Source organism: Pseudomonas sp. EB271-G4-1, from assembly GCF_058791355.1.
On sequence record NZ_JBYTEO010000085.1, the window covers coordinates 1 to 25,604 of the forward strand.

A 25,604-nucleotide genomic window follows, 5' to 3' on the forward strand; every position below is an offset into this window, starting at 1 on the left:
GGCGAAGGCGGCCTCAGGTACGCCTTCGCCGGCAAGCCGGGCTCTTACAGAAGGCGATTTCGGCTCCATAAAAAGGAAAAATCATGTCCAAGACTCAGTTGTTCGACCTCGACGGCAAGATCGCATTCGTCTCCGGTGCCAGCCGCGGCATCGGTGAAGCCATCGCCAAACTGCTGGCCCAGCAAGGCGCCCACGTGATCGTCTCGAGCCGTAAACTCGAGGGCTGCCAGCACGTGGCGGACGCGATCATCGCCGCCGGGGGCAAAGCCACCGCCATCGCCTGCCACATCGGCGAGATGGAACAGATCAGCCAGGTCTTCGCCGGCATCAAGGAACAGTTCGGGCGCCTGGACATCCTGGTCAACAACGCCGCGACCAATCCGCAATTCTGCAACGTGCTGGACACCGACCTCAGCGCCTTCCAGAAGACCGTCGACGTCAATATCCGCGGTTACTTCTTCATGTCAGTGGAAGCCGGCAAACTGATGCGCGAAAACGGCGGCGGCAGCATCATCAACGTCGCATCGATCAACGGCGTCTCTCCCGGGATCTTCCAGGGTATCTACTCGGTGACCAAGGCAGCCGTGATCAACATGACCAAGGTGTTTGCCAAGGAATGCGCGCAGTTTGGCATCCGCTGCAACGCCCTGCTGCCGGGCCTGACGGATACCAAGTTTGCGTCGGCGCTGGTGAAAAACGAGGCGATCTTGAACACTGCGCTGCAACAGATCCCGCTCAAGCGCGTGGCAGACCCAAGCGAGATGGCCGGCGCCGTGCTGTACCTGGCGAGCGACGCATCGAGCTACACCACGGGCGTTTCGCTGAACGTCGACGGTGGGTTCCTGTCCTGATCTGATACACCCCTATGTAGGAGCGAGCATGCTCGCGATGGACCTGAGAACGACACGGGGTGTCAGGTTCCCAGCGTTATCGTTAACGACCATCGCGAGCATGCTCGCTCCTACAGGGGGCTCACGTTTTTACTGGGTGACGCACCGCGTCACGGTTGTTTCGCGTTTTACCTCCCCTTCCGCCCGCATATCGCCCATTACCTGGGTACTATCCGAGGTCTGGCAGGTCGTTTCAGGCGGCGGTGGTGGTGCAGCAGGTGGAGGTGGCGGCGGACTGGAGCAGCCACCGATAATCACGGCACACAGTGCCACAGGAGCAAAAACGCGTTTCCCAAGACTTTTCATAGGCTGACCCGCGAAAAAGGATGTACACGTTTGTGTGACAACAGAACACCGCTGGAAAGTTCACGGTGCGGCTGCAGAAAAATCACTTTTGTACTTTCTTATCGCGTATTCACTCGTCCGGGCATGACAAACCTGGCAATTCCTACACTACCGGATCCGGGCGCTGCAGGCTGTTGCATTCCAGTTCATACCTCAATTCTTCGATAAGCGCCGCCACCGATTCGGGTGTCTGCAGCAGGGTTACGTTCAATCCGCTGACCACCAGATCGACTTGTCCCGACACCGGGTGGTAGAGCTTGATGGTCAAGGTATGATCGCCAGTGATATTGCATTCACAAGCCAAAGGCGAAAAGGTCCGTTCAAGCTGCGTGCGCAGCTGCGCTACGTAAATCATTGCGACAGCCCACCGCGGCCATCCAGTGCGTGGGTAATGCGTTCGTCGAGCATGGCTGTTCCTTTTACGACCCAGGGAGGATGAATGATCGGTAAACGTCATTCGCCCGCTCCTAGCCTAAGGCTTGCCAGCTGCCTGCCAGAACCTGAGTTTGCACCCCCTCGATTAGTGCATTTGCACCTTACCCTTGAGTCTTTGGACGCCATGCACTGGAAAACAGTCCGCGTTCGCGCGCCCAGACAATCGCCTCGCTGCGGCTGTGCACGTCTAACTTGGAATACACGGTCGCAACGTGGTTGCGCACGGTATTCGTCGCCAGTTTCAGTCGCGCAGCGATTTCCTTGTCCGCCAGGCCTGCACAGATCAGTTCCAGCACGTCGCGCTCCCGAGCTGTCAGGTCGGTAAACGACACGCTGGGCAACTGCGGTGCGTTGACGTTCTTCACGTTGGCGAGTTTTTCGATCAGCGTGCGACTGAACCAGGAGGCATCTTTCATCACCTCTTCAATGGCCGCCACCAATTCCAGCTCGGTGCGTTTGCGCTCGGTGATGTCCATCAACACCAACAGGTAGCAAGGGCTACCCTGGATGTTCACGGTGTCGGCGGAAACGGCGCAATCGATCAGTTCGTTGTCTTTCCTGCGCACACGCACGTCAACGCGGTCCAGGCTTGCGGTTTTCTCCAGGGTGGTAAAGAACCGCGTGCGTGCCCCTTTGTCATGGAAAACCTCGATCTCGGCGATGGTTTTGCCGGACACCTCGTCGCTGGAGTACGCAAGGGTCTCGAGGAACGCGTCATTGACATCCATCACCACCTGGTCGCTGGCGCTGCACACCAAGGTTGGCACCGGCGTCAGGCGAAAGGCCTTGGCAAACCGCTCCTCGCTCTGGCGCAGGGCCACTTCGACCTTGCGCCGGGGCTCCATGTCGACGAAGGAAAACAGCATGCAGGCTTCGTCATGCAGCTCAAGGGGCTGCCCGGCGACGATCACCTGCTTGGTACCGCCTGCGGGCAACTGCAGTTCGGCCTGCATCTGGGGAATGGTGGTGCCGTCGCGCAAGCATTGTTTCGCCAGATCCCTGTTTTCAGCCTGTGCCAGCACATCCAGCTCGTAGGTCGACGTGCCGATCACCTGGTCACGGGCGTAACCGGTCATCTCGAGGAAACCCGGATTGACCTTGATATAACGCAAATCGCTGAGACGGCAAATCACCGCGGGCGCCGGGTTGGCGGCAAAGGTTTTTTCGAAACGTTGCTCGGCGCTCGCCCAGTCGGTGACATCGTCCATGATCAATACCAGCGATTCCGGCTCGCCACGGTTGTCGGCCAGCACCAGGCTGCGCACGCGATGGACCCACATGGTCTCTTCATCCGCCGCTGGCGTCACCTCTACCAGCACATCGCTGAAGGTCTCGCCGCGAGCCACGCGGTTGATCGGATAGCTGTGCGCCGGGACCGGATGGTTATTGCGATACCGCAATGCGAAGCGCTTGGCATATTCCTTGGCATTGGCCCCCAGATCGCCGATGCGCTCGACGCCGTGCATCGCCAGCGCGGCGTCATTGGCCCAGAGAATGCACTGATCGGGGTCGAGCAGAATAACCCCGTCGGTCAGCCCTGCGATGATCTGCTGCAACTGGCGGCGATTGGTTTCGGTGGTCAGGACGTCCTGGCTCATTGCGACTCCACAAGTTGGGTGACTCTGTGAAGTCTCCGACCGCCCGTTTTTCGGATAGTGCAAAGAACCTGTGGGAGCGGGCTTGCTCGCGAAGGCGGTGTGTCATTCAACAGATTCAGGGGCTGATCCACCGCCTTCACGAGCAAGCCCGCTCCCACAAGGTTGTGCGTTAAGCCGGCCGGTCTTGCAGGACCAGCTCACGCAACGTATCGAGAAACAGCTTGAGTACCGGCGAATCGTCGTCCGCTCGGTAGGTAGCGTACAACGGCACCTCCGGCAACGCCGGGGTCAGGCGCCGGAACACCAGGCCTGCAGGCGCCAGCTGTTCGATGGAGGCCGGCAACAAGGCCACGCCGAAACCAGCGCGGACCAGGCTGAGCAAGGTTTGCACCTCGATCACCTGCTGGCGAATCTGCGGCGTGAAACCGGCCTGGATGCAGCACTGGTAGAGAAAATCGGCAAAACGCGATTGCTTGAGCTCCAGCGCCACGAACGGCTCGGGCGCCAGGTCCGCGGGTGCCAGAAGCTGTTTTGCGGCCAGCGGGTGATCGACCGGCATGACCACCCGGATCGGCTCGTAGATCAGCAGTTCATTGCGCAACTGCGGATCGTCATAGCCGACCCGGAACACGCAGGCATCGATGCGTTTTTCCTTGAGCGCCTTGACCTGCGCCGCCGGCGTCATCTCATGCAGGCGCCAGCTCACCTGCGGATAACGTTCGCGAAACAGGTGCAAGGCCCGAGGCAGCACACCGACCATCACCGAACTGATCATGCCGATTTCCAGCTCGCCCAACTGGCCGCGACCGGTTTGCCGTGTCAGGTCGAGCGCACGGTTGAGCTGTTCGAATACCAGCGGTGCCTGCTCCTTGAGCATTTGCCCGGCGGCGGTCAGCTCGACCCGGTGATGACTGCGCTCGAACAGCGGCGTCCCGAGTTCCTCCTCCAGCAGCCTAATCTGCTGGCTCAGCGGAGGCTGGCATATGTGCAAGCGGGTGGCGGCCCGGCCGAAATGCAGCTCTTCGGCCAGCGCCATGAAGTAGCGCAACAGACGCAAGTCCATGACAACTACCCCAGGTTCAAGGGGGTCGAGCGCTGGCGCACGCCGGTCAGGCTGAACAGGGCATTGGCGATGGCCGGGGCCACCGATGGGCTGCCCAGCTCGCCTACACCACCGGGCTTGCCCGGATCACCTTCGACCAGCAGGATGTCCAGCTCCGGCATGTCCGACATGCGCGTTACCCGGTAATCATGGAAGTTGCTCTGCACCACCCTGCCTTGCCTGATGTCCAGGCGATCGAACAACGCGTGCCCCAGGCCCCACATCAGGCCGCCGTAGATCTGTTCTTCAACGCCGCCGGGCGAAACGGCCAGACCGCAATCGACAACGCAGGTGAGCTTCTCGACCTTGACCGCGCCATCCTGTTTCGACACCCGTGCAACCACCGCGATGAAACTGCTGTAGCCCTGGTTGGTGGCGATCCCCAACGCCGTCCCTTCAGGCAGGGGCTGGCCCCAACCGGCGCGCTCGGCAGCGCTTTTGAGCACCGCAACGTGCCGTGGCCGATCCTGCATGTTGGCCAGGCGCATGGCCAACGGGTCTTGCCCTGCGCCATGGGCCAGCTCATCCATGAAGCTCTCCACGGCGAACACGTTGGGGATGAAGCTCACCGAGCGATACCAGCCGCTGGGCACCCGGGTTTCGTGCCTGACCCAGGTAAGGTCGAGGTTTGCCGGGCGATAGGCGAAATCCCACTCGGTGATGGCCTCGGTGGTGCTGTAGTCCATTTTATCGGGTCGTTCGAAGTAGCCCGGTTCCCACTGCTCTGGCGAGGCGGGTGACACGGCCTCTAGCTGCAACGCCGTCAAGTGTCCCTGGGCGTCCAGCGCCCCCTTGGCCCGATGGAGCGTGGCCGGGTGCATGAACAATGAACGCATTTCGTCTTCACGGCTGTTCATCAGTTTTACCGGCACCCTGGTTTGCTGCGCCAGGTACGCCACTTCGAACAACCAGTACTTGGCTTCGCGCGCGCCGAAACTGCCGCCGGACACCAACTCATGGATGGTGACCTTGTCCTGGACGATCTTGCACACCGTTTTCGCCGCTTCCAGGGCCGAGGAAGGCACCTGCACGCCGCCCCAATAGGTGATGGCGTTATCCTTGACCTGTGCGGTGATGCAAATCGGCTCGAGCGGATTCTGCACCTTGTAGGGCATGCGGTACTCGGCTTCGAGCAGTTTCGCGGCGTTCGGCCATTGTCCGCTCACGTCCCCGGCAGCCATTGCACGGACCCGTTGTGCGCCCTCGTCTGCCAGCGCAGCTGCCTGGGCCTTGTGTAGTTCATCGCTGTCGAAACCGGCCAGCGGTGAGTCGCTCCATTGCACCTCGAGCAACGCGCGGCCCTGATGCGCGGCCCAGTAATGGTCCGCCAACACCGCCACGCCCGCGACGTTACCGCCGAGTACGTCGGGACGGCCCGGCACCTTGATCACCTTGCGCACGCCCGGCACCTGCAGCGCCGCCGTGCTGTCCACCGATACGACGCTCGCCCCGACCACGGGCGCGCGCTGAATCACCGCCACCAGCATGTCCGGCAGCACCACGTCGATACTGTAGGTGAAGCGCCCGCAGACCTTGGCCTGGGCGTCGCGCTTGTGCCGCAGCTTGCCGATGTACTTGAACTGCGCCGGGTCCTTGAGCGTGACCTTGGTCGGTGCCGGCAGATGCGCGGCAACCACGGCCAGTTCACCGTAACCAACGCTGCGCTGGCTCGCCGCATGCACGACGCGCCCCTCCTCGGTGGTACAGGTGTCGGCGCTGACTTTCCACTGCCTGGCGGCGGCGGTGAGCAACAACGTGCGCGCCGTCGCCCCGGCCATGCGCAGGCGCTCGTACTCCAGCGACACGCTGGTACTGCCGCCGGTTGAGAAGACCTTCCAGATCGGGTGAATGTAGGTTTCGAAGAACGGATTTTCCGGCGAGATCACCTGCACAGACATCGGGTTGACGTCCAGCTCCTCGGCTACGCACGCGGCCAGCGCGGTGTGCGTGCCGGTGCCGGAATCGTGCTTGTGCACCACCAGTTTCACCGTGCCGTCGGGCAGGATGCGCACCCAGGCATTGGGTTCGAAGTCACTGGCCGGCGTCGGGGCCTTGGGGTCTGTCGCAGACAGGCCGCAGGGCAGGTAAAACGCGATGGCCAGGCCGCTGGCAGCGGTCGCGGTTTGCTTGAGAAACGTACGTCGCGAGAGATCCATCCGTGAAATCGACATCACGCCTCCTTAGGCGCGTTGGCCGCGCGTTTGATCGCCTTGTTGATCCGCCCGTAGGTGCCGCAGCGGCACAGGTTGCCGGACATGGCATTGCGGATCGAGTCGTCGCTCACTTCTGCACCGGAGCTGAGCAACGCGGCGGCGGACATGATCTGACCGGATTGACAGTAACCGCATTGCGGCACATCTTCGGCAACCCAGGCCAGTTGCAGCGGATGCTGCCCAGTGGGCGACAGGCCTTCGATGGTGGTGATCCGATGCCCCGCCACGGCGGCCACCGGCAATTGGCAGGACCGCACCGCGACACCGTCCAGATGCACAGTGCAGGCGCCGCACAGGCCCATGCCGCAACCGAACTTGGTGCCGGTGAGTTTCAAATGGTCGCGCAGCACCCATAACAAGGGCATGGAGGGGGACGTCTCTACCAGCTCGCGTCGTTCGCCGTTTACCGTGAATTCGATCATTGTCAGGCTCCAAGAGAGCGGCCCGCTTTTGTGCAGGCCTGGTGCTCGATTATTGGAAGCCTGGTGAAAATCGGGCCAGCGACGATTTCTGCCATCCTGTGTAAGTAGGACTAACAGCATGTACAAGCGATACCCGTCGGTGCAGTCCATGAGTGCCTTCATCCAGGCCGCCCGCAGCGGCAGTTTCTCCAGCGCCGCGCGCAAACTGGACCTGACCCACAGCGCCATCAGCCAGCAGATCCGTTCCCTGGAAGACTTCATCGGTCAGCCGCTGTTCGTGCGCGAAGGGGGTGGCAGCAACCTGACTGACGCCGGGCAGTTGTTTGCCAGCGTGCTGTCCGACGGCCTGGCGCAAATCGACCGGGCGCTGTCTTCGGTAAAGAACCGCAGTGTGGCGCAGAGGCTGACGATCGACGTAGACAGCGAACTGGCCCAGAGCTGGCTCAATCCGCGCTTGCCACAGCTGTTGGACCTGTTGCCCGAGCATGAGGTGGTGTTGCTGTCGATGCCGCGCTCGGACCGCAGCACGTTTGAACGCGTGGACCTGGCCCTGCGCTACGGCTATGGCGATTGGGACGACTGCGAGATGACGCAGATTTGCGGGGATCGGGTGATGGCGGTGGCGTCGCCCCGATTGCTTGAGCGGCACGGTTTGCAGTTACCGCTGAGCCCGGCGCAGATCCTCGAACTGCCGTTGCTGGGGTATACGCGACGGTCGTGGATTCCTTGGCTGGATGCGGCGGGAATGCCTCCCGTCGAGCCTGCGGCAAGGGTGGTGTTCGATAACGCGGCCAACCTGATTGCGGCGGCCGAGGCCGGTGTTGGCGCGGGACTGGTGCGCGGTTTGCTGGCGGCAGATGCGTTGCGTAGCGGTCGGCTGGTGATGTTGAACGAGGCGCAGATTGCGGCGCATTACAACCTGTATGCGGTGTGGCCGCCGGGACATGGTGAGCGCGTGGCGCCGGTGGTCGAGGCGGTCAAGCAGTTGGCTTTGCGTACACAACACTGACGCCTTCGCGAGCAGGCTCGCTCCCACAGTTGACTGCATTGGAATGCAGTTGAAGGTGGGAGCGAGCCTGCTCGCGAAGAGGCCGGAAAAGCCCACCACTCATGCTCCATATCGAACGCATATCAAACCCCTACCCAATTAATATTGTACGAACCTCTCCCCCCCTTCCAATACTCCTCCCCAAGCAGCCAGCGTCCCGAGCCGGATGCGACCAGGCGAGGGAATGCGTGAGTCTTTGCGCATAGAAATGGCCGATTGCCCGGACGTGGCTGCTAGCGAACCGCAAGGTTCCTTTCCCCGCTATCAGGAGATCGACTTCAATGATCATCGATATCAGTTGCTATCCCACCGATCTGGTGGACCTCGCCTGGAGGCATGACGGTGACCCGTTCACCGGCGAGCGTCTGCTGCAGATGATGGATGGCCCGTACATGGTCAACGGCAAACCTCGCCGCATCGACAAAGCCTTCATCCAGCCCCCGCAGGGCAACACCATCTACACCTGGACCGACGGTGAACTCAGCGGGCGCGAATCCATCGACGCCTACATGGCCTACACGCTGAAAATGGTCCAGGCCTACCCGGATCGCTTCATCGGTTGCTTCGTCTACAACCCGCGCTGCGGCGTGGAAAACGGCGTCGAGGCCATCGAGCGCTACGTCAAGGAACACGGCTTCAAGATGGTCCAGATGCAGGCCAACATGCACGCCTACCGTCCTGACCGCGCCCTGGACTGGGTGCGCCCGGCCTTCGAGAAGTGCGCCGAACTGGGCATCCCGGTCAAGCTGCACACCGGCGATGGGCCGTACAGCATCCCGTCGGAATGGGTGCCGATGATCAAGGAGTTTCCCAACGTCGATTTCATCATGGCTCACTTCGGCGTGCAGACCGGCGGCGTCTACGTGTTCGAACCGATGCAATGGGCGATGGAGTTGCCCAACGTCTACTGCGAATCGGGTTGGTGCCTGCAATCGCGGATCGTCGAGTTCGCCAAGGTCTTGCCCACCCACAAGATTCTCTTCGGTACCGATACGCCGCCGAACGAACCGGGCATGTGGCTGCGCCTGCTGGAAGTGCTGTGCCATGAACCGCCGCAAGGCCTGAACCTCGACGAAGACACCCTTGAAGAGTACCTGGGCAACAACACCGCACGGATGATCGGCCTCAAACCCACGCCGCCGCCCCGTTCCGTTTCCGAAGCAGAGGCGCAACTCAAGCGTCCCGTCACCACGCAACTGGCCAGGAGCTGAACCGATGATCATCGATACCCATCTGCACCCCACCAACCTGGTCGACGAGGCCTGGCGCCACACCGGCGAACCCTTCACCGGCGAGCGCATGCTCAAGCTGATGGACGGCCCGTACATGATCAACGGCAAGCCGCGCCGCATCGACATGGGTTTCATCCAGCCACCGCCGGGCAACACCGGTTACCGCGACGGCAACCGCCGTGGCCGTGAGGGTGTGCGGGACTACATGTCCTACGTCGCCGAACTGTGCGTGAAATACCCCGACCGTTTCATCGGCAATTTCAACTTCAACCCGCGCTGGGGGCCGGAAAACGGTGCGGCGGAGCTGGAGTTCCACATCAAGGAATACGGTTTCAAGATGCTCAAGCTGCACGCCAACATGCACGGTTATCGCCCCGACCGGGCGCTGGACTGGCTGCGTCCGGCAATGAAGGTGTGTGCCAAGTACAACATCGTGGTGCTGATCCACACCGGCGACGGCCCGTACACCATTCCAACCATGTTCTACCCGATCATCCGTGAGTTCCCGATGGTCAATTTCATCATCGGCCACTTCGGTATCCAGACCGGCGGCAACTACTCGTTCGAAGCGTTCTGGATGGCCATGGACACGCCGAACGTGTTCTGCGAATCGGGCTGGTGCTTCCAGTCGCGGATTGTCGAGTTCGCCAAGGACCTGCCACGCAACAAGATCGTGTTCGGCACCGACTCGCCGCCGAACGAGCCGGGCATGTGGCTGCGCGAGCTTGAGGTGCTGTGCTCGCCCGCACCACAAGGCCTGGGCATCGACGAGGACCACCTTGAGGATTACCTGGGCAACAACATCGCCCGGTTGTGCGGTATCGAACCGACGCCGCCACCCAAGGACCTGGCCGAGGCGGATATTCGCCTGACCACGACGTACCCGTAGTACCCCATGTGGGAGCGAGCCTGCTCGCGAAAGCGGAGTGTCAGGCGGTACAGATGTCGCCTGACACGGCCTCTTCGCGAGCAGGCTCGCTCCCACAGGGACCTCGCTGTCCCTTTTTCACGAGGTGAAACCATGACCCTCTCGACGCTCGGCGATACCCAGGATTTTCATGTTTTTCTAGACGCCTATCGCCGGCAATACCCGGACGATGTGCTGACGGTCCGGCAATCCCTTTCAGCCGACCAGGACGTCACCGCCCTGGTCGATGCCCTGGCCACACTGGGCCGCGACCCGCTGCTGATCTGCGAAAAAGTCGGCACCTTCGGCGTGCCAGTGGCCACCAACCTGTTTGCCTCCCGTACCCGTATCGCACGAATGTTCGGCGTTGCCCCGGCGCAACTGCACGAGACGTTCCAGCAACGCGCCAACAACCCCATCGCCCCGCGCTACGTGGAAAGCGGCCCGGTGCTGGACGAGATCTACGAAGGCGAAGCCGTGGACCTGGCGCTGTTGCCGATGCTCAAGCATTTCGCCAGTGATCGCGGTCCCTACATCACCAACGCGATCATCATTGCCGAGGACCCGGTCAGCGGCATCGCCAATATGAGCTACCACCGCTCGATGCGCCACGCCCGGCAGACCCTCGCCACCAGCCTGCACTCACGGGGCCATCTGTGGCGCATGCTGCAAACCGCCCGCGAGCGTGGCGAAGAATTGCGCGTGGCCATGGTGGTCGGCGCGCACCCTTTGTTCATGCTCGCGGCGGCCGCACGCTTGCCGTTCGGCAGCGATGAGCGCGCCGTGGCGGGCGGATTGTTCGGCGCGCCGCTGGAGCTGGTGAAGACCCCGCGCTACGGGATCGGCGTCCCGGCCAGCGCAGAATTTGTCCTCGAAGGTGCGATCGATCCCACGGCCTATGCCGAAGAAGGTCCGTTCGGTGAATTCAGCGGCTACTCCTCGGATCGCTCGACCAACAATGTACTGCGGGTCGATACCCTGATGCGGCGCAAGGACGCCTGGCTGGTGGACGTGGTCGGCGGTCGCTACGCCGAACACCTGACCCTGGCGCGACTGCCCCGGGAAGCGGAGATGAGCGAAAAGCTCAAGGCACGCTTCCCCGCCGTCACCGCCGTGCACTACCCGAATTCGGGCACCCATTTTCATTGCTACGTCGCGCTGGAGCAAAGCCGCGACGGCGAAGCGCGACAGATCATGCTGGCCCTGCTCGGCTGGGACCCGTACCTGAAGACCGTGATCGCGGTGGACAGCGACATCGATATCAGCGACGACAGTCAAGTGCTGTGGGCGCTGGCCACGCACTTCCAGCCGCACCAGGACATCTTCGTCATCGATGGCTTGCCTGGCAGCCCGCTGGACCCGTCATCGTCCGTCAACGGCACTACCTCGCGAATGGGCCTGGACGCTACCCGCGGCTCAGGCTTCGACGGGATCAAGGCGCAACTTGAACGGGATGCGGTCGACCGCGCCCGCCAACTGCTCGCTGGCCTGCAATCATGAACCGCCAGCGCATGGTGGTCGGCATCAGCGGTGCGTCGGGTTTTATCTACGGCGTACGCCTGCTGCAATTGCTCGCCGAACTGGACATTGAAAGCCACCTGGTCATCAGCCGCGCCGCGCTGCTGACCATGGCCCACGAAACCGATTACAAACTGGCCGACGTCACGGCGCTGGCCAGCCATTACCACCGCGCCGATGACGTAGCGGCCGGTATCGCCAGCGGTTCGTTCCGCTGCCTGGGCATGGTGGTCGCGCCCTGTTCCATGCGCACCCTGGCGGAAATCGCCACCGGCACCTCTTCAGGGCTGATCGGGCGGGCCGCCGACGTCACGCTCAAGGAACGCCGCACGCTGGTGCTGATGGCCCGGGAAACCCCGCTGACCCTCGCCCACCTGCGCAACATGACGGCTGTCACGGAGATGGGCGGAATCATCGCGCCGCCCGTTCCGGCCTTCTACGCCCGCCCGCAAGACCTGGCACAGATGGTCGACCACAGCCTCGGTCGCGTCCTCGACCTGTTCGGCCTCGATGCCGGCACGGCAACGCGCTGGCGAGAACCCACAACCCCCTGTGGGAGCGAGCCTGCTCGCGAAAGGGGTGAATCAGTCGCCAACTTCGCTGATTGACACGCCGCATTCGCGAGCAGGCTCGCTCCCACAGTTGATAGCACTCAGACCCTTCAGTTATTCAAGGAGCCTCACATGAACACCCCCTTCAACGCCCCAACCCCCAACACCAAAATCCCGGTGACCATCCTCACCGGCTTCCTCGGCGCCGGCAAAACCACCCTGCTCAACTACATCCTCAAGGAGAACCACGGCCGCAAGATCGCCGTGATCGAGAACGAGTTCGGTGAGGTCGGCATCGACGGCGACCTGGTGCTCAGTTCCGAAACCGAAGAAATCTACGAGATGGTCAACGGCTGCGTGTGCTGCACCGCCGAGGTTCGCGAAGACCTGGTGCGCATCGTCCGTGAACTGGTAGCGCGCCCGGTGCGCCTCGATCACATCTTGATCGAGACCAGCGGCCTGGCCGATCCCTACCCGGTGGCCCAGAGCTTTTTCATCAATGACCCGATCGCCGATGAGGTGGAACTCGACGCCATTGTCACGATGGTCGATGCCAGGCACATAGCCCAGCACCTGGAAGATCTGCAACTCGATGGTGTGGACAACCAGGCCGTGGACCAGATCGTCTGTGCCGACCGCATCGTGATCAACAAGGTCGATCTGGTCAGCGAGGATGAAGTGGCATCCCTGAGCGGCAAGATTCGGGGCCTCAATGCTACGGCGGACCTGATGACCTCCAGCTACGCCGAAATCGACCTGTCGAAAATCCTTGGCATCGGCGCCTTCGAGTCCACGCAGAAACTCATGGAAATCGGTGCCGAGCACGATGACCACGCCGATGACCATCACCACGATCATGACGATCTCGACCATGACCATGATCCGAGCGTGTCGTCGGTGGGCATCACCGTGGACGGGGCGGTCAACCTGGGCGACTTCCATCGCTGGATCACACAGTTGCGCAACGAGCAGGCCGACAACCTGTATCGCATGAAGGGCGTACTGGCGGTGGCTGATCAGGACCAACGCTACGTGCTGCAAGGGGTGCACAGCCTCGTCGAGTTCCGTGCCTCCACCGCATGGGGCGCCGAACCGCGCTCCAGCAAGATTGTGTTCATCGGCCGCGACCTGGACCGCGCGGCCCTGAACCAGGGCTTTGCCGCCTGCCTGGCAGGCTGAAAAAAGGCATCGGAGCCGGTGGATGGCGGTTCCGGGCACATGAATGACTGGTGCCCATTTTTCAGAACGACCCAAACCCTGTAGGAGCTGGCTTGCCAGCGATGACGGCTTAACAGTCACCCGATTTGTCGACTGACAATCCGCTATCGCTGGCAAGCCAGCTCCTACAAGGAATTAGGTGCCGTTGAACGGACATCAGAACGAATACCCCTCTGTACCGAATAACAACAGCTAGAGGTGATTCCCCATGTCGTCAGCCAATACCCCCGCAACACCCGCCATCCACCCCGTCGACCGGGTTCTGCCGGTGCGGCAAATGCTCACCCTCGGCCTGCAACACATGGCCGTCTCGTACATCGGCGCCATCGCCGTGCCGTTGATTGTCGCCAGCGCCCTGAAAATGTCCCAGGCCGACACGGTGGTGCTGATCAGCACCACGCTGTTCTGCTCGGGCATCGCCACCCTGCTGCAAACCGTCGGTTTCTGGAAATTCGGCGTGCGCCTGCCAATTCTCCAAGGCGTGGCGTTCAGCAGCGTCGGGCCGGTGATCGCCATCGGCACCAACCCGGATGTCGGGTTCGCCGGGGTCTGCGGAGCGGTGATCGGCGCGGGGATTTTCACCATGCTGATCGCACCGTTCGTGGGTCGACTACGGCGCTTTTTTCCACCGGTGGTCACCGGTTGCATCGTCACCGTAATCGGCCTTCAGCTGTTTCCGATCGCCTATGAGTGGGTTGGCGGCGGACGGCATGCCACCGACTTCGGGGCGCCGGCGTACCTGGCCGTCGCGGCGGTGGTGTTGCTCAGCATCCTGCTGGTCAACCGGTACGGCAGCCCGATGCTGCGCAACATGGCGGTGCTGGTGGGCATGCTGGTGGGCGCGGCGCTGGCTTACGGGCTGGGCATGGGCAGTTTTCACAGCGTGCAGGACTCGCCGTGGCTCACCGTTCCCTACCCGTTCTACTTCGGCCTGCCGACCTTCAGCCTGATCCCCATCGCCACCATGGTGGTGGTGATGATCGTGCAGATGGTCGAATCGATGGGACTGTTCGTGGCCATCGGCGACATCGTCGATAAACCGGTGGAAGAAAAACAGGTGATCAACGGCCTGCGCGCTAACGGCCTGGCGAGCACCATCGCCGGGATGTTCGCGGCGTTCCCATTCATTGCCTTCATGGAAAACGTCGGGCTGGTGATCCTCACCGGTGTGCGCAGTCGCTGGGTGGTCGCCATCAGCGGCCTGCTGATGTGCTCGGTGGCGCTGGTGCCCAAGGCCGGGGCGATCATCGCCTCGATGCCGACTGCGGCGCTGGGCGGTGCCGGGATCGCCATGTTCGGCGTGGTCGCGGCAGCAGGGATCCAGACCCTGGCCAAGGTCGACTACGAGCGTAATCGCTACAACGTGCTGATCGTCGGCTTCACCCTCGCCGCCGCCCTCGTGCCGGTGCTGGCCCCGGCCCTGTTCAAGCAATTGCCCGAGTGGTCGCAGCCTTTCCTGCACAGCAGCGTGGTGATCGCCTGCCTGGTGTCGGTGTTGCTCAACGCCACCCTCAACGGCGTCAGCGTGCCTGACGCCGCCGCCAGCAAAACCGCCACCCACAGCCTCTGACTGGAGCCGACCATGACTCAACTGCAAAACATCCTGATCAAGAACCCGCAGGCAGTAATGACCGGCCTGCGTGGCCCGCGCGCCCGGGCCGGCGCCGTGGACATCCGCGTCGTCAACGGGCGCATCGCCGAAATGGCCGCAGGCCTTCAAGTGCAACCCGGCGAACGGCTGATCGATGCGCGCCACGCGGTGGTGTATCCGGGCTGGATCAACACCCACCACCACCTGTTCCAGAACTTGCTCAAAGCCGTCCCCGAAGGACTCAACCAGGACCTGCAGGGTTGGCTGGCCAGCGTGCCTTACCCGCGTCTGAACCGCTTCACGCCGCAACTGGCGCGGATCGCCGCACAACTGGGCATGGCCGAACTGCTGCTGTCGGGCGTGACGACCTGCGCCGATCACCATTACCTCTACCATGCCAACGGCACCACCGAGACCGGTGACCTGCTGTTCGATATGGCCGATCAGTTCGGCCTGCGTTTCGTTTTGTGCCGGGGCGGCGCGCTGGAGTCGGCCAGCGCCCACCCGGGGTTCTCGAAAACCGCGCTGCAACCGGAAACCCTCGACCAGATGGTCGGTGACATCGAACGACTGAAATCCCGCTATCACCAGGACACCCCGGACGCCATGCGCCGTGTAGTGGTCGCGCCGACCACCCCGACTTTTTCGTTGCCGCCGACACTGCTGCGTGAACTGGCCCATACCGCGCGCGGCCTCGGTTTGCGAATGCACACGCACTTGTCTGAAACGCAGAACTACGTGAATTTCTGCCGTGAAAAATACAACTGCCTGCCGGTGGAGTTCGTCGCCGAACACGAGTGGCTCGGCCCGGACGTGTGGTTCGCCCATGCGGTGCACATGCAGCCCGGTGAAATCCGCATGCTCGCGCAAACCGGCACCGGCATTTCCCATTGCCCGGTGAGCAATGCACGCCTCGGTAGCGGCGTCGCGCCGGTACCGCAGATGTTCGAGGCCGGGGTGCCGATTTCTCTTGGGGTGGATGGTGTGGCCTCCAACGAATCCGGCAGCATGGTCGGCGAAGCGAACACCGCATGGTTGATTCACCGGGCGCAGCAAGGCGCCTCGGCCACCACCGTCGAAGATGTCATTCACTGGGGCACGTCCGGGGGCGCGCAGGTGCTGGGGCTGGGGGCGGTCGGCACCCTGGAAATCGGCCAGGCGGCGGACCTGGTGGTCTACGGTCTGGACCATCCGCGGTTCTTCGGTTTCCACGACAGCGCCGTCGCGCCGGTGGTGGCGGGTGAGCCGATCGCAGTGAAGTACAGCCTGGTCGGTGGTCGGGTGGTGGTCGATAACGGCGTGATTCCGGGGCTGGATGTGCAGCGGATGCGGGCCGAGGCGTGGGATGGGGTGCGGCAGTTGATGAACATCGACGACTGATCCACCACCCCGCATTCCTGTAGGAGCTGCCGCAGGCTGCGATCTTTTGATCTAGATCTTAAAGCAAAGTCAAAAGATCGCAGCCTGCGGCAGCTCCTACAGGGTCTCCTTCGTATTCAGGAACTGATTCCATGTCCGGCCTCAATGATCTTCTACAAGCCATCGACACCGCCGCCCACCAGGGCGAAGAAACCATCCTCGCCACCGTGGTCAAGGTGGAAGGCTCGGCCTACCGCCGTCCCGGTGCGCGGATGCTCATCCCCATACACGGCCGCACCGTTGGCACCGTCAGCGGCGGCTGCCTGGAGCAGGACCTGGCGAAAAAAGCCTGGTGGCTCACCGATTCCGGTGAACCGGTAGTACGTCGCTACAGCACGGGCGCCACTGAGGACGAGGACGACGAGCAAAGCGCCCTGACCTTTGGCCTGGGTTGCAACGGCACGGTATTCGTCATGCTCGAACGCCTTTCGGCAAAGTCGCCTGCCCCGGCCATCGAATTGCTGCGACGTGTGCGCGACAGTCAACAACCGGCCGCCATGGCCACGGTGATTGCAAGCTCTCGCGATGCATCTGCCCGAGTCGGTGACCGTTTGTTGTCGAATACCGAAGGCAGCCTGCGCAACCTGCAACTGAACAGTGCTATGCGCCGTGGTCTGCACAAGACCCTGATGCAGAAGAAGTCCTCGATACGCCTCTACAGCAACGCCCGTGGTGAAGTCGAAGTATTTTTCGAGTACATCGCCCCGCCGCCTCGCCTGGTGATTATCGGCGCCGGCCACGACGCACAGCCGCTGGTGCGCATGGCCAAGCTACTCGACTGGCACGTCAGCGTCGTAGACAGTCGCAGCCACTTCGCCCGCGCCGAACGCTTCCCGCAAGCCGACGCCGTTATCCTCGCCAGCCTCGACAACCCGTTCGACCTGGCCCCGCTGATCGACGGCGCCGCCGTCGCGGTAATGACCCACAGCTACCGCCAGGACCGCCATTGGCTCGGGCTGGCGCTGCAAGCCGCGCCCGCCTACATCGGCCAACTCGGTCCCAGAGAGCGCACCGAACGCCTGCTGGCGAAAATTGGCACGAGCACGTCTGCACTGCACTACCCGATGGGCCTCGACCTGGGTGGCGATACGCCGCAGAGCGTGGCGCTGGCAATACTCGCCGAAATAACAGCGGTGATGAACCAGCGCCAGGGCGAGATGCTCAGGAATCGCGGGAAACCGATTCATCGGGTGGATCTTGTGGTCAGTGAAAAGCTTGAAAATACGGCAACCGTTTGAAGATCAAACAATCGCAGCCTGCAGGGACTGCCGCAGGCTGCGATCTATTGCATTTCAGGCAGCCGGAGCTGCCTTTGCCACCGCCGCCGAAGCCGCCAGCATCGCCCGCAACAGCACCGCACACCCGGCCGCCAGGTCATCCGGGGCGGCATTTTCGATTTCGTTGTGGCTGATGCCGCCTTCGCACGGCACGAAGATCATCCCGGCCGGACCCAGCTCGGCAAGGAAGATCGCGTCGTGTCCGGCGCCGCTGACGATGTCCATGTGCGACAGGCCCAGCCCTTGCGCCGCGTTACGTACCGCTTCGACGCAGCCCTTGTCGAAGTACAGCGGCGGGAAGTCGGCGGTGGGTGTCAGTTCATAGGTCAGGCCATGTTCTTCGCAGGTGGTCTCGATGACTTCGCGCACTTCAGCGATCATCGAGTCCAGTCGCGACGGCTCCAGGTGACGGAAGTCCAGGGTCATGCGCACCTCGCCCGGAATGACGTTGCGCGAGCCGGGGTAGGCTTGCAGGCAACCGACAGTGCCACAGGCATGGGGCTGATGACCGAGGGCCGCGCGGTTGACCGCACCGACGATCACTGCCGCGCCGACCAGGGCGTCCTTGCGCAGGTGCATCGGCGTTGGGCCGGCGTGGGCCTCGACGCCACGCAGTTTCAGGTCGAACCATTTCTGTCCGAGGGCGCCCATGACCACGCCGATGGTTTTGCGTTCGTCTTCGAGAATCGGACCTTGTTCGATGTGCGCCTCGAAATAGGCGCCCACCGCGTGGCCGCTAACCGCGCGTGACCCGGCATAGCCGATAGCGTTGAGCGCTTCGTCCACCGTCACGCCCTCGGCGTCAACCTTGGCCAGGGTCTCTTCCAGGGTGAATTTCTCGGCGAATACGCCGGAACCCATCATGCATGGGGCGAAACGCGAGCCTTCTTCGTTGGTCCACACCACCACTTCGAGCGGCGCTTCGGTCTCGATGCCCAGGTCATTGAGGGTACGCAGCACTTCCACGCCGGCGAGCACGCCGAAGCAACCATCGAACTTGCCCCCCGTGGGCTGGGTGTCGATGTGACTGCCGGTCATGACCGGTGGCAGGTCCGGGTTGCGCCCCGGGCGACGGGCGAAAATATTGCCGACGGCGTCGATACTGACGGTGCAACCGGCTTCCTCACACCACCTCACGAACGTATCGCGGGCCTGGCGGTCGAGATCGGTCAGGGCCAGGCGACAGACACCGCCCTTGACCGTGGCGCCGAGCTTGGCCAGTTCCATGAGCGACTGCCACAGACGGTCGCGGTTGATGTGCTGATGGGTCGATTGCAGAACGTCTACGGCTGCGTTCATGGGGATCTCCTGAGGCTGTTTGGATCTGATAGTTCCCACGCTCCGCGTGGGAATTCATCCATGGACGCTCTGCGTCCAGGCTTGGGACGCAGAGCGTCCCGGGCTGCATTCCCACGCAGAGCGCGGGAACTATCATTACAGGGTTGACTTGGCAACCACGGGGCTCGGGCGCATCGCGCATAGCCCGTAATAAATCAACCCACCCAGGGCCGAGCCGGTAAACCAGCCATAGCTGTAGAACCAGCTGAAGGCATCACTGCCGAGCGACAGCAGCGTCAACACCACCGGCACCCCGAAGGCGATGAAACCGTTCCAGTTCCACGCCGGATACACGTCGTCGCGGTACAGCCCGGCCAAATCCAGTTGCTGTTTCTTGATCAGGAAATAGTCCACCACCATGATCCCGGCAATCGGCCCCAGCAAGCTGGAGTAGCCGAGCAGCCAGTTGGAATAGACCGTTTCCAGGCTCAGGTCGGAAACGATCAGGCCGAGCTTTTTCAGCAGTTCATGGGCCATCAGCGCCAGCCCGACCAGCCCGGTGAGCATCACCGCCTTGGTCCGGTTGATCGCCTTGGGGGCGATGTTCTGGAAATCGTTGGTGGGCGACACGATGTTGGCTGCGGTGTTGGTCGACAGCGTCGCGATGATGATCAGCGCCATGGCCAGCGCCACCCACACCGGGCTCTGGATATGGCCGATCAGGGTCACCGGGTCGGACACCGTCACACCCACCAGCTTCACCGAGGCGGCGGTCATCACCACGCCCAGGGAGGCAAACAGGAACATGGTCAGTGGCAGGCCAATGATCTGCCCGACAATCTGGTCTTTCTGGCTTTTCGCGTAGCGGCTGAAGTCAGGTATGTTCAGCGACAGCGTGGCCCAGAACCCGACCATCGCGGTCAACCCCGCCGCAAAGTAACTGGCCACCCCCGCGCCTTCGGGACGCTTGGCCGGGATCGCCAGCAGCTCGGACATCGATACATTGGGCATGGCCCACACCAACAACCCCACCCCCACCAGTACCAGCAGTGGTGCCGAGAGGGTTTCCAGCCATTTGATCGACTCGGCGCCGCGAATCACCACCCACAGGTTCAGCGCCCAGAACACCATGAAGCCGATGACCTCGCCGGTGCCGCCCAGGGATTTCCAGCCCTCGAACACCGAGCCCAGGAACAGATGGATTGCCAGGCCACCGAACATCGTCTGGATGCCGAACCAGCCACACGCCACCAAGGCGCGGATCAGACACGGGATGTTGGAGCCGAAGATGCCGAAGGACGAACGCAGCAACACCGGAAACGGGATGCCGTATTTGGTGCCGGGAAACGCGTTGAGCGTCAGCGGGATCAATACGATGATGTTGGCGAACAGAATCGCCAGCAGCGCTTCACCGACGCTCAGGCCGAAGTACGCCGTCAGCACTCCGCCCAGGGTATAGGTGGGCACGCATATCGCCATGCCCACCCACAATGCCGTGATGTGCCATTTGTTCCAGGTTCGTTCGTGCACCTTGGTCGGTGCTATGTCGTGGTTGTAACGGGGACTGTCGAGGACATCGCTACCGGCTTCCAGCTCGAACAAGCCGTCGCGCTCGTTCACTTGCGATCTGATCTGTTGCATGGCCGCTCCACTGATCTTTGAATTATTTTTGCTCATCAGGGGCTGGCGGCTTCAATAAACGTGCCGGTTGCCCCGCTTGCGCATCGGGCAGTTCCATAAACACTCTGTAAACAACTGATGTTTATCAGTTTTACTGGATCAACCAGGTAACCCTCGGTGACTTGTCACGCCACTGGAAACGATCTGCGCCAAGTTGTCCGAACAGTCAGGACTCAATCTGGTGCATCGATATTTTTCTCACGGTCGCGCATCAACCATAGACCATCCTCAAACGGCTGATTTCACATAAGAAATCTTGACCATATTTAGATCCTGTCAAGTGCGTCAAAATGGTGAGCGGCCTCACCATTTTGGTGAAAACAGCGTTTTATCGTTATTTATCAGTTAGTTAAAACAGTAATAAGCTTATAAAAAATATTCTTGCTCATTCCCATAACTCAGACTAGCTTTTAATCCTGACAGCGCTGACAGGAATAGTCCGGTTAACGCTGGCGTCATACAAAACATCTAGAACCGGCATCAGTCGGTCATGCCTGCGAGGAACCCGGAATGTCTCTGTTGATCCGTGGCGCTACCGTTATTACCCATGATGAAAGTTATCGCGCCGATGTGTATTGCGCAGACGGCGTAATCAAGGCCATCGGCGAAGACCTCGACGTTCCAGCAGGTGCCGAGATACTCGACGGCAGTGGTCAGTACCTGATGCCCGGCGGCATCGACCCCCACACCCACATGCAACTGCCCTTCATGGGCACCGTGGCCAGCGAAGACTTTTTCAGTGGCACGGCGGCGGGTCTGGCCGGTGGCACCACGTCGATCATCGACTTCGTGATCCCCAATCCGCAGCAGTCATTGATGGAGGCCTTCCATCAGTGGCGTGGCTGGGCCGAGAAGTCGGCGTCCGACTACGGCTTCCACGTCGCCATCACCTGGTGGAGCGAACAGGTCCGCGAAGAAATGGCCGAGCTGGTGATTCATCACGGGATCAACAGCTTCAAGCATTTCATGGCCTATAAGAACGCGATCATGGCGGCAGATGACACCCTGGTGGCGAGTTTCGAGCGCTGCCTGGAACTGGGCGCGGTGCCGACCGTGCATGCGGAAAACGGTGAGCTGGTGTATCACCTGCAACGCAAACTCATGGCCCAGGGCATGACCGGGCCGGAGGCGCATCCACTGTCGCGTCCCTCGCAGGTGGAAGGCGAAGCCGCGAGCCGTGCCATCCGCATTGCTGAAACCCTCGGCACGCCGTTGTACCTGGTCCATGTATCGACCAAAGAGGCGCTGGACGAAATCACCTATGCCCGCGCCAAGGGTCAACCGGTCTACGGCGAAGTGCTGGCCGGGCATCTGCTGCTGGACGACAGCGTCTACCAGCATCCGGACTGGCAGACCGCCGCCGGCTACGTGATGAGCCCGCCGTTTCGCCCGCGCGGTCATCAAGAGGCCCTTTGGCACGGTTTGCAGGCAGGTAACCTGCACACCACCGCCACCGATCACTGCTGCTTCTGCGCTGAGCAAAAAGCCGCCGGCAAAGACGACTTCAGCAAGATCCCCAACGGCACCGCCGGCATCGAAGACCGCATGGCGGTGTTGTGGGATGAAGGCGTGAACACCGGGCGATTCTCGATGCAGCAATTCGTGGCGCTGACCTCCACCAACACCGCGAAAATCTTCAACCTCTACCCCCGAAAAGGCGCGATCCGCGTCGGTGCCGATGCCGACCTGGTGCTGTGGGATCCGCAAGGTACGCGGACAATTTCCGCCAAGACCCATCACCAGCAGGTCGACTTCAATATTTTCGAAGGCAAGACCGTGCGCGGTGTACCAAGCCACACCATCAGCCAGGGGCGTGTGGTCTGGGCCGATGGCGATCTACGGGCTGAGCGCGGTGCCGGGCGCTACATCGAGCGGCCGGCTTACCCGGCGGTGTTCGATTTGCTGAGCAAGCGGGCTGAGTTGAACCAGCCGGTGGCGGTCAAACGCTGAAATCAAGGCCTTCAATCGCTCCCACATCTGGAATGCGAACCCTGTAGGAGCTGCCGCAGGCTGCGATCTTTTGATTTTGCTTCCAAGATCAAGATCAAAAGATCGCAGCCTGCGGCAGCTCCTACAGGGGATGGCGTAGCACTGAGTAATGCCCAACAGAGGCAGCACCTCAATTACCGTGAGGCCAAATACCGTGATCAAGACCCTGACCCACCTCCCCCATCCCAGCGAGAACGCGGCCGTCCTCGCCGGCCATTTCACCGACCTGGCGCCGCCGCTCAATGATCGCCAGGCCCATCTGGAGGCCTCGCGCTGTCTGTATTGCTACGACGCGCCCTGCGTGAATGCCTGCCCGAGTGAAATCGATATTCCCTCGTTCATCCGCAACATTCACCAGGACAACGTGCAGGGCGCGGCGCAGAAAATCCTCTCCGCCAACATCCTCGGTGGCAGTTGCGCCCGGGTCTGTCCGACGGAGATTCTTTGTCAGCAAGCCTGCGTGCGCAACAACGCCCATGAGTGCGCGCCGGTCTTGATCGGCCTGTTGCAACGTTATGCCGTGGACAACGCGCATTTCAGCCAGCATCCATTCTCCCGCGCTGCCGCCACCGGCAAGCGCATCGCCGTGGTCGGGGCCGGCCCCGCCGGGTTGTCCTGCGCCCACCGCAGTGCGATGCACGGCCATGACGTGGTGATTTTCGAGACCAGGGAAAAGGCCGGTGGCCTGAATGAATACGGGATCGCGAAATACAAACTGGTGGACGATTACGCACAAAAGGAGTTGGACTTCCTGTTGGAAATCGGCGGCATCGAAATCCGCCATGGGCACAGGCTCGGAGAAAACCTCAGCCTCAGCGACCTGCATCAACAATTCGACGCGGTGTTCCTCGGCCTCGGCCTGGCGGCCAGCAAACAGCTTGGCTTACTGCATGAAGACGCGCCCGGCCTGGTAGCCGCCACCGACTATATCCGCGAGCTGCGCCAGGCCGACGACTTGACCCAGCTGCCGCTGGCCGACCACTGCATCGTGCTCGGCGCCGGCAACACCGCCATCGACATGGCGGTGCAGATGGCCCGGCTCGGCGCCCACGACGTCAACCTGGTGTATCGCCGTGGTGTCGAGGACATGGGGGCCACCCACCATGAACAGGAGATTGCCAAGGCCAATCAGGTACGCCTGTTGACCTGGGCCCAACCGGAGGAAGTCTTGCTCAATGACCAGGGCCAGGTGCGCGGCATGCGATTCGCTCGCACCCACCTGGTTGAAGGCCGCCTGCAAACCACTGGCGAAACTTTTGAGCTGGCTGCCGACGCGATATTCAAGGCCATCGGCCAGGCCTTCGACAGCAGCGCACTCAGCGATCCGCTGGCCCGGGAACTCAAGCGCGAGGGTGATCGCATCCAGGTGGACGAGCATCTGCGCACCAGCATTCCTGGCGTGTATGCCGGCGGCGACTGCACCAGCCTCGACCAGGATCTCACCGTTCAGGCAGTACAGCACGGCAAGCGCGCCGCCGAGGCGATCAACGCTCAACTGATGCTCAATGTGGAGGCTGCATAAATGGCCGATCTGTCGATTGTCTTTGCTGGCATCAAGTCCCCCAACCCGTTCTGGCTGGCCTCTGCACCGCCGACCGACAAGGCCTACAACGTGGTCCGCGCCTTCGAGGCTGGCTGGGGTGGCGTGGTCTGGAAAACCCTGGGGGAAGACCCGGCGGCGGTCAACGTTTCTTCGCGCTATTCGGCGCACTTCGGGGCTAATCGGGAGGTACTGGGTTTTAACAATATCGAACTGATCACCGATCGCTCGCTGGAGATCAACCTGCGGGAAATCACCCAGGTCAAGAAGGACTGGCCGGACCGCGCGCTTATCGTGTCGCTGATGGTGCCTTGCGTCGAAGAATCGTGGAAACACATCCTGCCGCTGGTGGAAGCCACGGGTGCCGACGGCATCGAGCTGAACTTCGGTTGCCCTCACGGTATGCCTGAGCGCGGCATGGGCGCAGCGGTTGGCCAAGTCCCGGAATACGTCGAGCAGGTCACCCGCTGGTGCAAGACCTATTGCTCATTGCCGGTGATCGTCAAGCTCACGCCGAACATCACCGACATCCGTGTCGCTGCCCGCGCGGCGCATCGTGGCGGTGCGGATGCGGTGTCGTTGATCAATACGATCAACTCGATCACCAGCGTCAACCTGGAGCGCATGGTCGCCAATCCCATTGTCGGCAGCCAAAGTACCCATGGCGGCTATTGTGGCTCGGCAGTCAAGCCGATCGCCTTGAACATGGTCGCCGAAATCGCCCGCGACCCGCAGACCCAGGGCCTGCCGATCAGCGGCATTGGCGGCATTGGCAACTGGCGCGATGCCGCCGAATTCATTGCGCTGGGCAGCGGCTCGGTGCAAGTGTGCACGGCGGCAATGCTGCATGGCTTCCGGATTGTCGAGGAGATGAAGGACGGCCTGTCCCGCTGGATGGACAGTCAAGGTTACGCCAACATCGCCGAGTTTTCCGGGCGTGCGGTGGGCAATACCACCGACTGGAAGTACCTGGATATCAACTATCAGGTGATCGCGAAGATCGATCAGGAGGCGTGTATTGGGTGTGGGCGCTGCCATATTGCCTGCGAAGACACCTCGCACCAGGCGGTCGCCAGCGTCAAGCAGGCGGACGGTACCCACAAGTATGAAGTGATCGATGATGAGTGCGTGGGCTGCAACCTGTGCCAGATCACCTGCCCGGTGCAGGACTGTATCGAGATGGTGCCGATGGAGAACGGCAAGCCATTTCTGGACTGGAATCATGATCCGAGGAATCCGTATCACGTCGCGGTTTGAGTTCAGCGGCGTCTGAACTCACTCCTTCGCGGGCAAGTCGGATCGCCGCACCGCCGCTCCCACAGGTTTTTCTGGCGTTCCCAAAACCTGTGGG

At 61.9% G+C, this 25,604-nt stretch carries 20 protein-coding genes; 13 read left to right on the plus strand and 7 right to left on the minus strand.

What is annotated here, in order from left to right; genetic code table 11:
• Positions 1-83: 83 nt before the first annotated feature.
• Complete coding sequence (locus AC3WWR_RS27785) at positions 84-851, plus strand: SDR family oxidoreductase (RefSeq protein ID WP_007976320.1); 768 nt, start codon at positions 84-86, stop codon at positions 849-851.
• Between the two features lie 487 nt (positions 852-1,338).
• Here the strand turns inward: AC3WWR_RS27785 and AC3WWR_RS27790 are convergent, their stop codons facing one another.
• The 5 genes from AC3WWR_RS27790 to AC3WWR_RS27810 form a co-directional block, all read right to left on the minus strand.
• Positions 1,339-1,590 (minus strand): DUF1652 domain-containing protein, encoded by a 252-nt coding sequence (locus AC3WWR_RS27790; protein ID WP_020801005.1) that lies wholly within the window; start codon positions 1,588-1,590, stop codon positions 1,339-1,341.
• A gap of 181 nt (positions 1,591-1,771) precedes the next feature.
• Positions 1,772-3,268, minus strand: coding sequence for a helix-turn-helix transcriptional regulator (locus AC3WWR_RS27795; protein ID WP_020801004.1), 1,497 nt, complete (start codon positions 3,266-3,268; stop codon positions 1,772-1,774).
• 169 nt (positions 3,269-3,437) lie between these two features.
• On the minus strand, positions 3,438-4,331 hold the full coding sequence (locus AC3WWR_RS27800) for a LysR family transcriptional regulator (protein ID WP_020801003.1): 894 nt from the start codon (positions 4,329-4,331) through the stop codon (positions 3,438-3,440).
• A 5-nt stretch (positions 4,332-4,336) separates the two neighbouring features.
• A complete protein-coding gene (locus tag AC3WWR_RS27805) occupies positions 4,337-6,541 on the minus strand; it encodes a xanthine dehydrogenase family protein molybdopterin-binding subunit (protein ID WP_492599235.1) in 2,205 nt (734 codons plus the stop codon).
• On the minus strand, positions 6,541-7,005 hold the full coding sequence (locus tag AC3WWR_RS27810; protein ID WP_020801001.1) for a (2Fe-2S)-binding protein: 465 nt from the start codon (positions 7,003-7,005) through the stop codon (positions 6,541-6,543). The genes AC3WWR_RS27805 and AC3WWR_RS27810 overlap by 1 nt, the downstream gene beginning before the upstream one ends.
• Before the next feature lie 118 nt (positions 7,006-7,123).
• Here AC3WWR_RS27810 and AC3WWR_RS27815 point away from each other — a divergent pair, with 118 nt between their 5' ends.
• From AC3WWR_RS27815 to AC3WWR_RS27855, 9 genes are all read left to right on the plus strand, one after another.
• Positions 7,124-8,014 (plus strand): LysR substrate-binding domain-containing protein, encoded by an 891-nt coding sequence (locus AC3WWR_RS27815; RefSeq protein ID WP_033045400.1) that lies wholly within the window; start codon positions 7,124-7,126, stop codon positions 8,012-8,014.
• A gap of 320 nt (positions 8,015-8,334) precedes the next feature.
• Entirely contained in the window at positions 8,335-9,264 is a 930-nt protein-coding gene (locus tag AC3WWR_RS27820; protein WP_020800999.1) for an amidohydrolase family protein, read from the plus strand.
• Positions 9,265-9,268: 4 nt separating this feature from the next.
• Complete coding sequence (locus tag AC3WWR_RS27825) at positions 9,269-10,174, plus strand: amidohydrolase family protein (RefSeq protein ID WP_020800998.1); 906 nt, start codon at positions 9,269-9,271, stop codon at positions 10,172-10,174.
• A 132-nt stretch (positions 10,175-10,306) separates the two neighbouring features.
• The gene (locus AC3WWR_RS27830; protein ID WP_083348948.1) at positions 10,307-11,692 is read left to right on the plus strand and encodes a UbiD family decarboxylase; all 1,386 of its coding nucleotides are present in this window, start codon (positions 10,307-10,309) and stop codon (positions 11,690-11,692) included.
• Complete coding sequence (locus AC3WWR_RS27835; protein ID WP_083348947.1) at positions 11,689-12,318, plus strand: UbiX family flavin prenyltransferase; 630 nt, start codon at positions 11,689-11,691, stop codon at positions 12,316-12,318. Before AC3WWR_RS27830 ends, AC3WWR_RS27835 begins: the two co-directional genes overlap by 4 nt.
• A 75-nt stretch (positions 12,319-12,393) precedes the next feature.
• On the plus strand, positions 12,394-13,440 hold the full coding sequence (locus tag AC3WWR_RS27840; protein WP_020800995.1) for a CobW family GTP-binding protein: 1,047 nt from the start codon (positions 12,394-12,396) through the stop codon (positions 13,438-13,440).
• Between the two features lie 247 nt (positions 13,441-13,687).
• Complete coding sequence (locus AC3WWR_RS27845; RefSeq protein ID WP_492599236.1) at positions 13,688-15,049, plus strand: nucleobase:cation symporter-2 family protein; 1,362 nt, start codon at positions 13,688-13,690, stop codon at positions 15,047-15,049.
• Between the two features lie 12 nt (positions 15,050-15,061).
• Complete coding sequence (locus AC3WWR_RS27850; RefSeq protein ID WP_492599237.1) at positions 15,062-16,450, plus strand: amidohydrolase family protein; 1,389 nt, start codon at positions 15,062-15,064, stop codon at positions 16,448-16,450.
• A 131-nt stretch (positions 16,451-16,581) separates the two neighbouring features.
• Positions 16,582-17,727 (plus strand): XdhC family protein, encoded by a 1,146-nt coding sequence (locus AC3WWR_RS27855; RefSeq protein ID WP_492599238.1) that lies wholly within the window; start codon positions 16,582-16,584, stop codon positions 17,725-17,727.
• A gap of 54 nt (positions 17,728-17,781) precedes the next feature.
• Here AC3WWR_RS27855 and AC3WWR_RS27860 read toward each other — a convergent pair whose 3' ends face one another.
• A complete protein-coding gene (locus tag AC3WWR_RS27860; RefSeq protein ID WP_492599239.1) occupies positions 17,782-19,065 on the minus strand; it encodes a Zn-dependent hydrolase in 1,284 nt (427 codons plus the stop codon).
• A gap of 135 nt (positions 19,066-19,200) precedes the next feature.
• Positions 19,201-20,685, minus strand: coding sequence for an NCS1 family nucleobase:cation symporter-1 (locus tag AC3WWR_RS27865; protein ID WP_020799413.1), 1,485 nt, complete (start codon positions 20,683-20,685; stop codon positions 19,201-19,203).
• 549 nt (positions 20,686-21,234) lie between these two features.
• Between AC3WWR_RS27865 and hydA the strand changes: the two genes are divergently transcribed.
• The 3 genes from hydA to preA all read left to right on the plus strand — a co-directional run bounded on the left by hydA (position 21,235) and on the right by preA (position 25,510).
• On the plus strand, positions 21,235-22,674 hold the full coding sequence (gene hydA / locus AC3WWR_RS27870) for a dihydropyrimidinase (protein WP_492599240.1): 1,440 nt from the start codon (positions 21,235-21,237) through the stop codon (positions 22,672-22,674).
• A 193-nt stretch (positions 22,675-22,867) separates the two neighbouring features.
• Positions 22,868-24,235 (plus strand): NAD(P)-dependent oxidoreductase, encoded by a 1,368-nt coding sequence (locus AC3WWR_RS27875; RefSeq protein ID WP_492599241.1) that lies wholly within the window; start codon positions 22,868-22,870, stop codon positions 24,233-24,235.
• A complete protein-coding gene (gene preA, locus AC3WWR_RS27880) occupies positions 24,236-25,510 on the plus strand; it encodes an NAD-dependent dihydropyrimidine dehydrogenase subunit PreA (protein WP_020799410.1) in 1,275 nt (424 codons plus the stop codon).
• Positions 25,511-25,604: the final 94 nt, after the last annotated feature.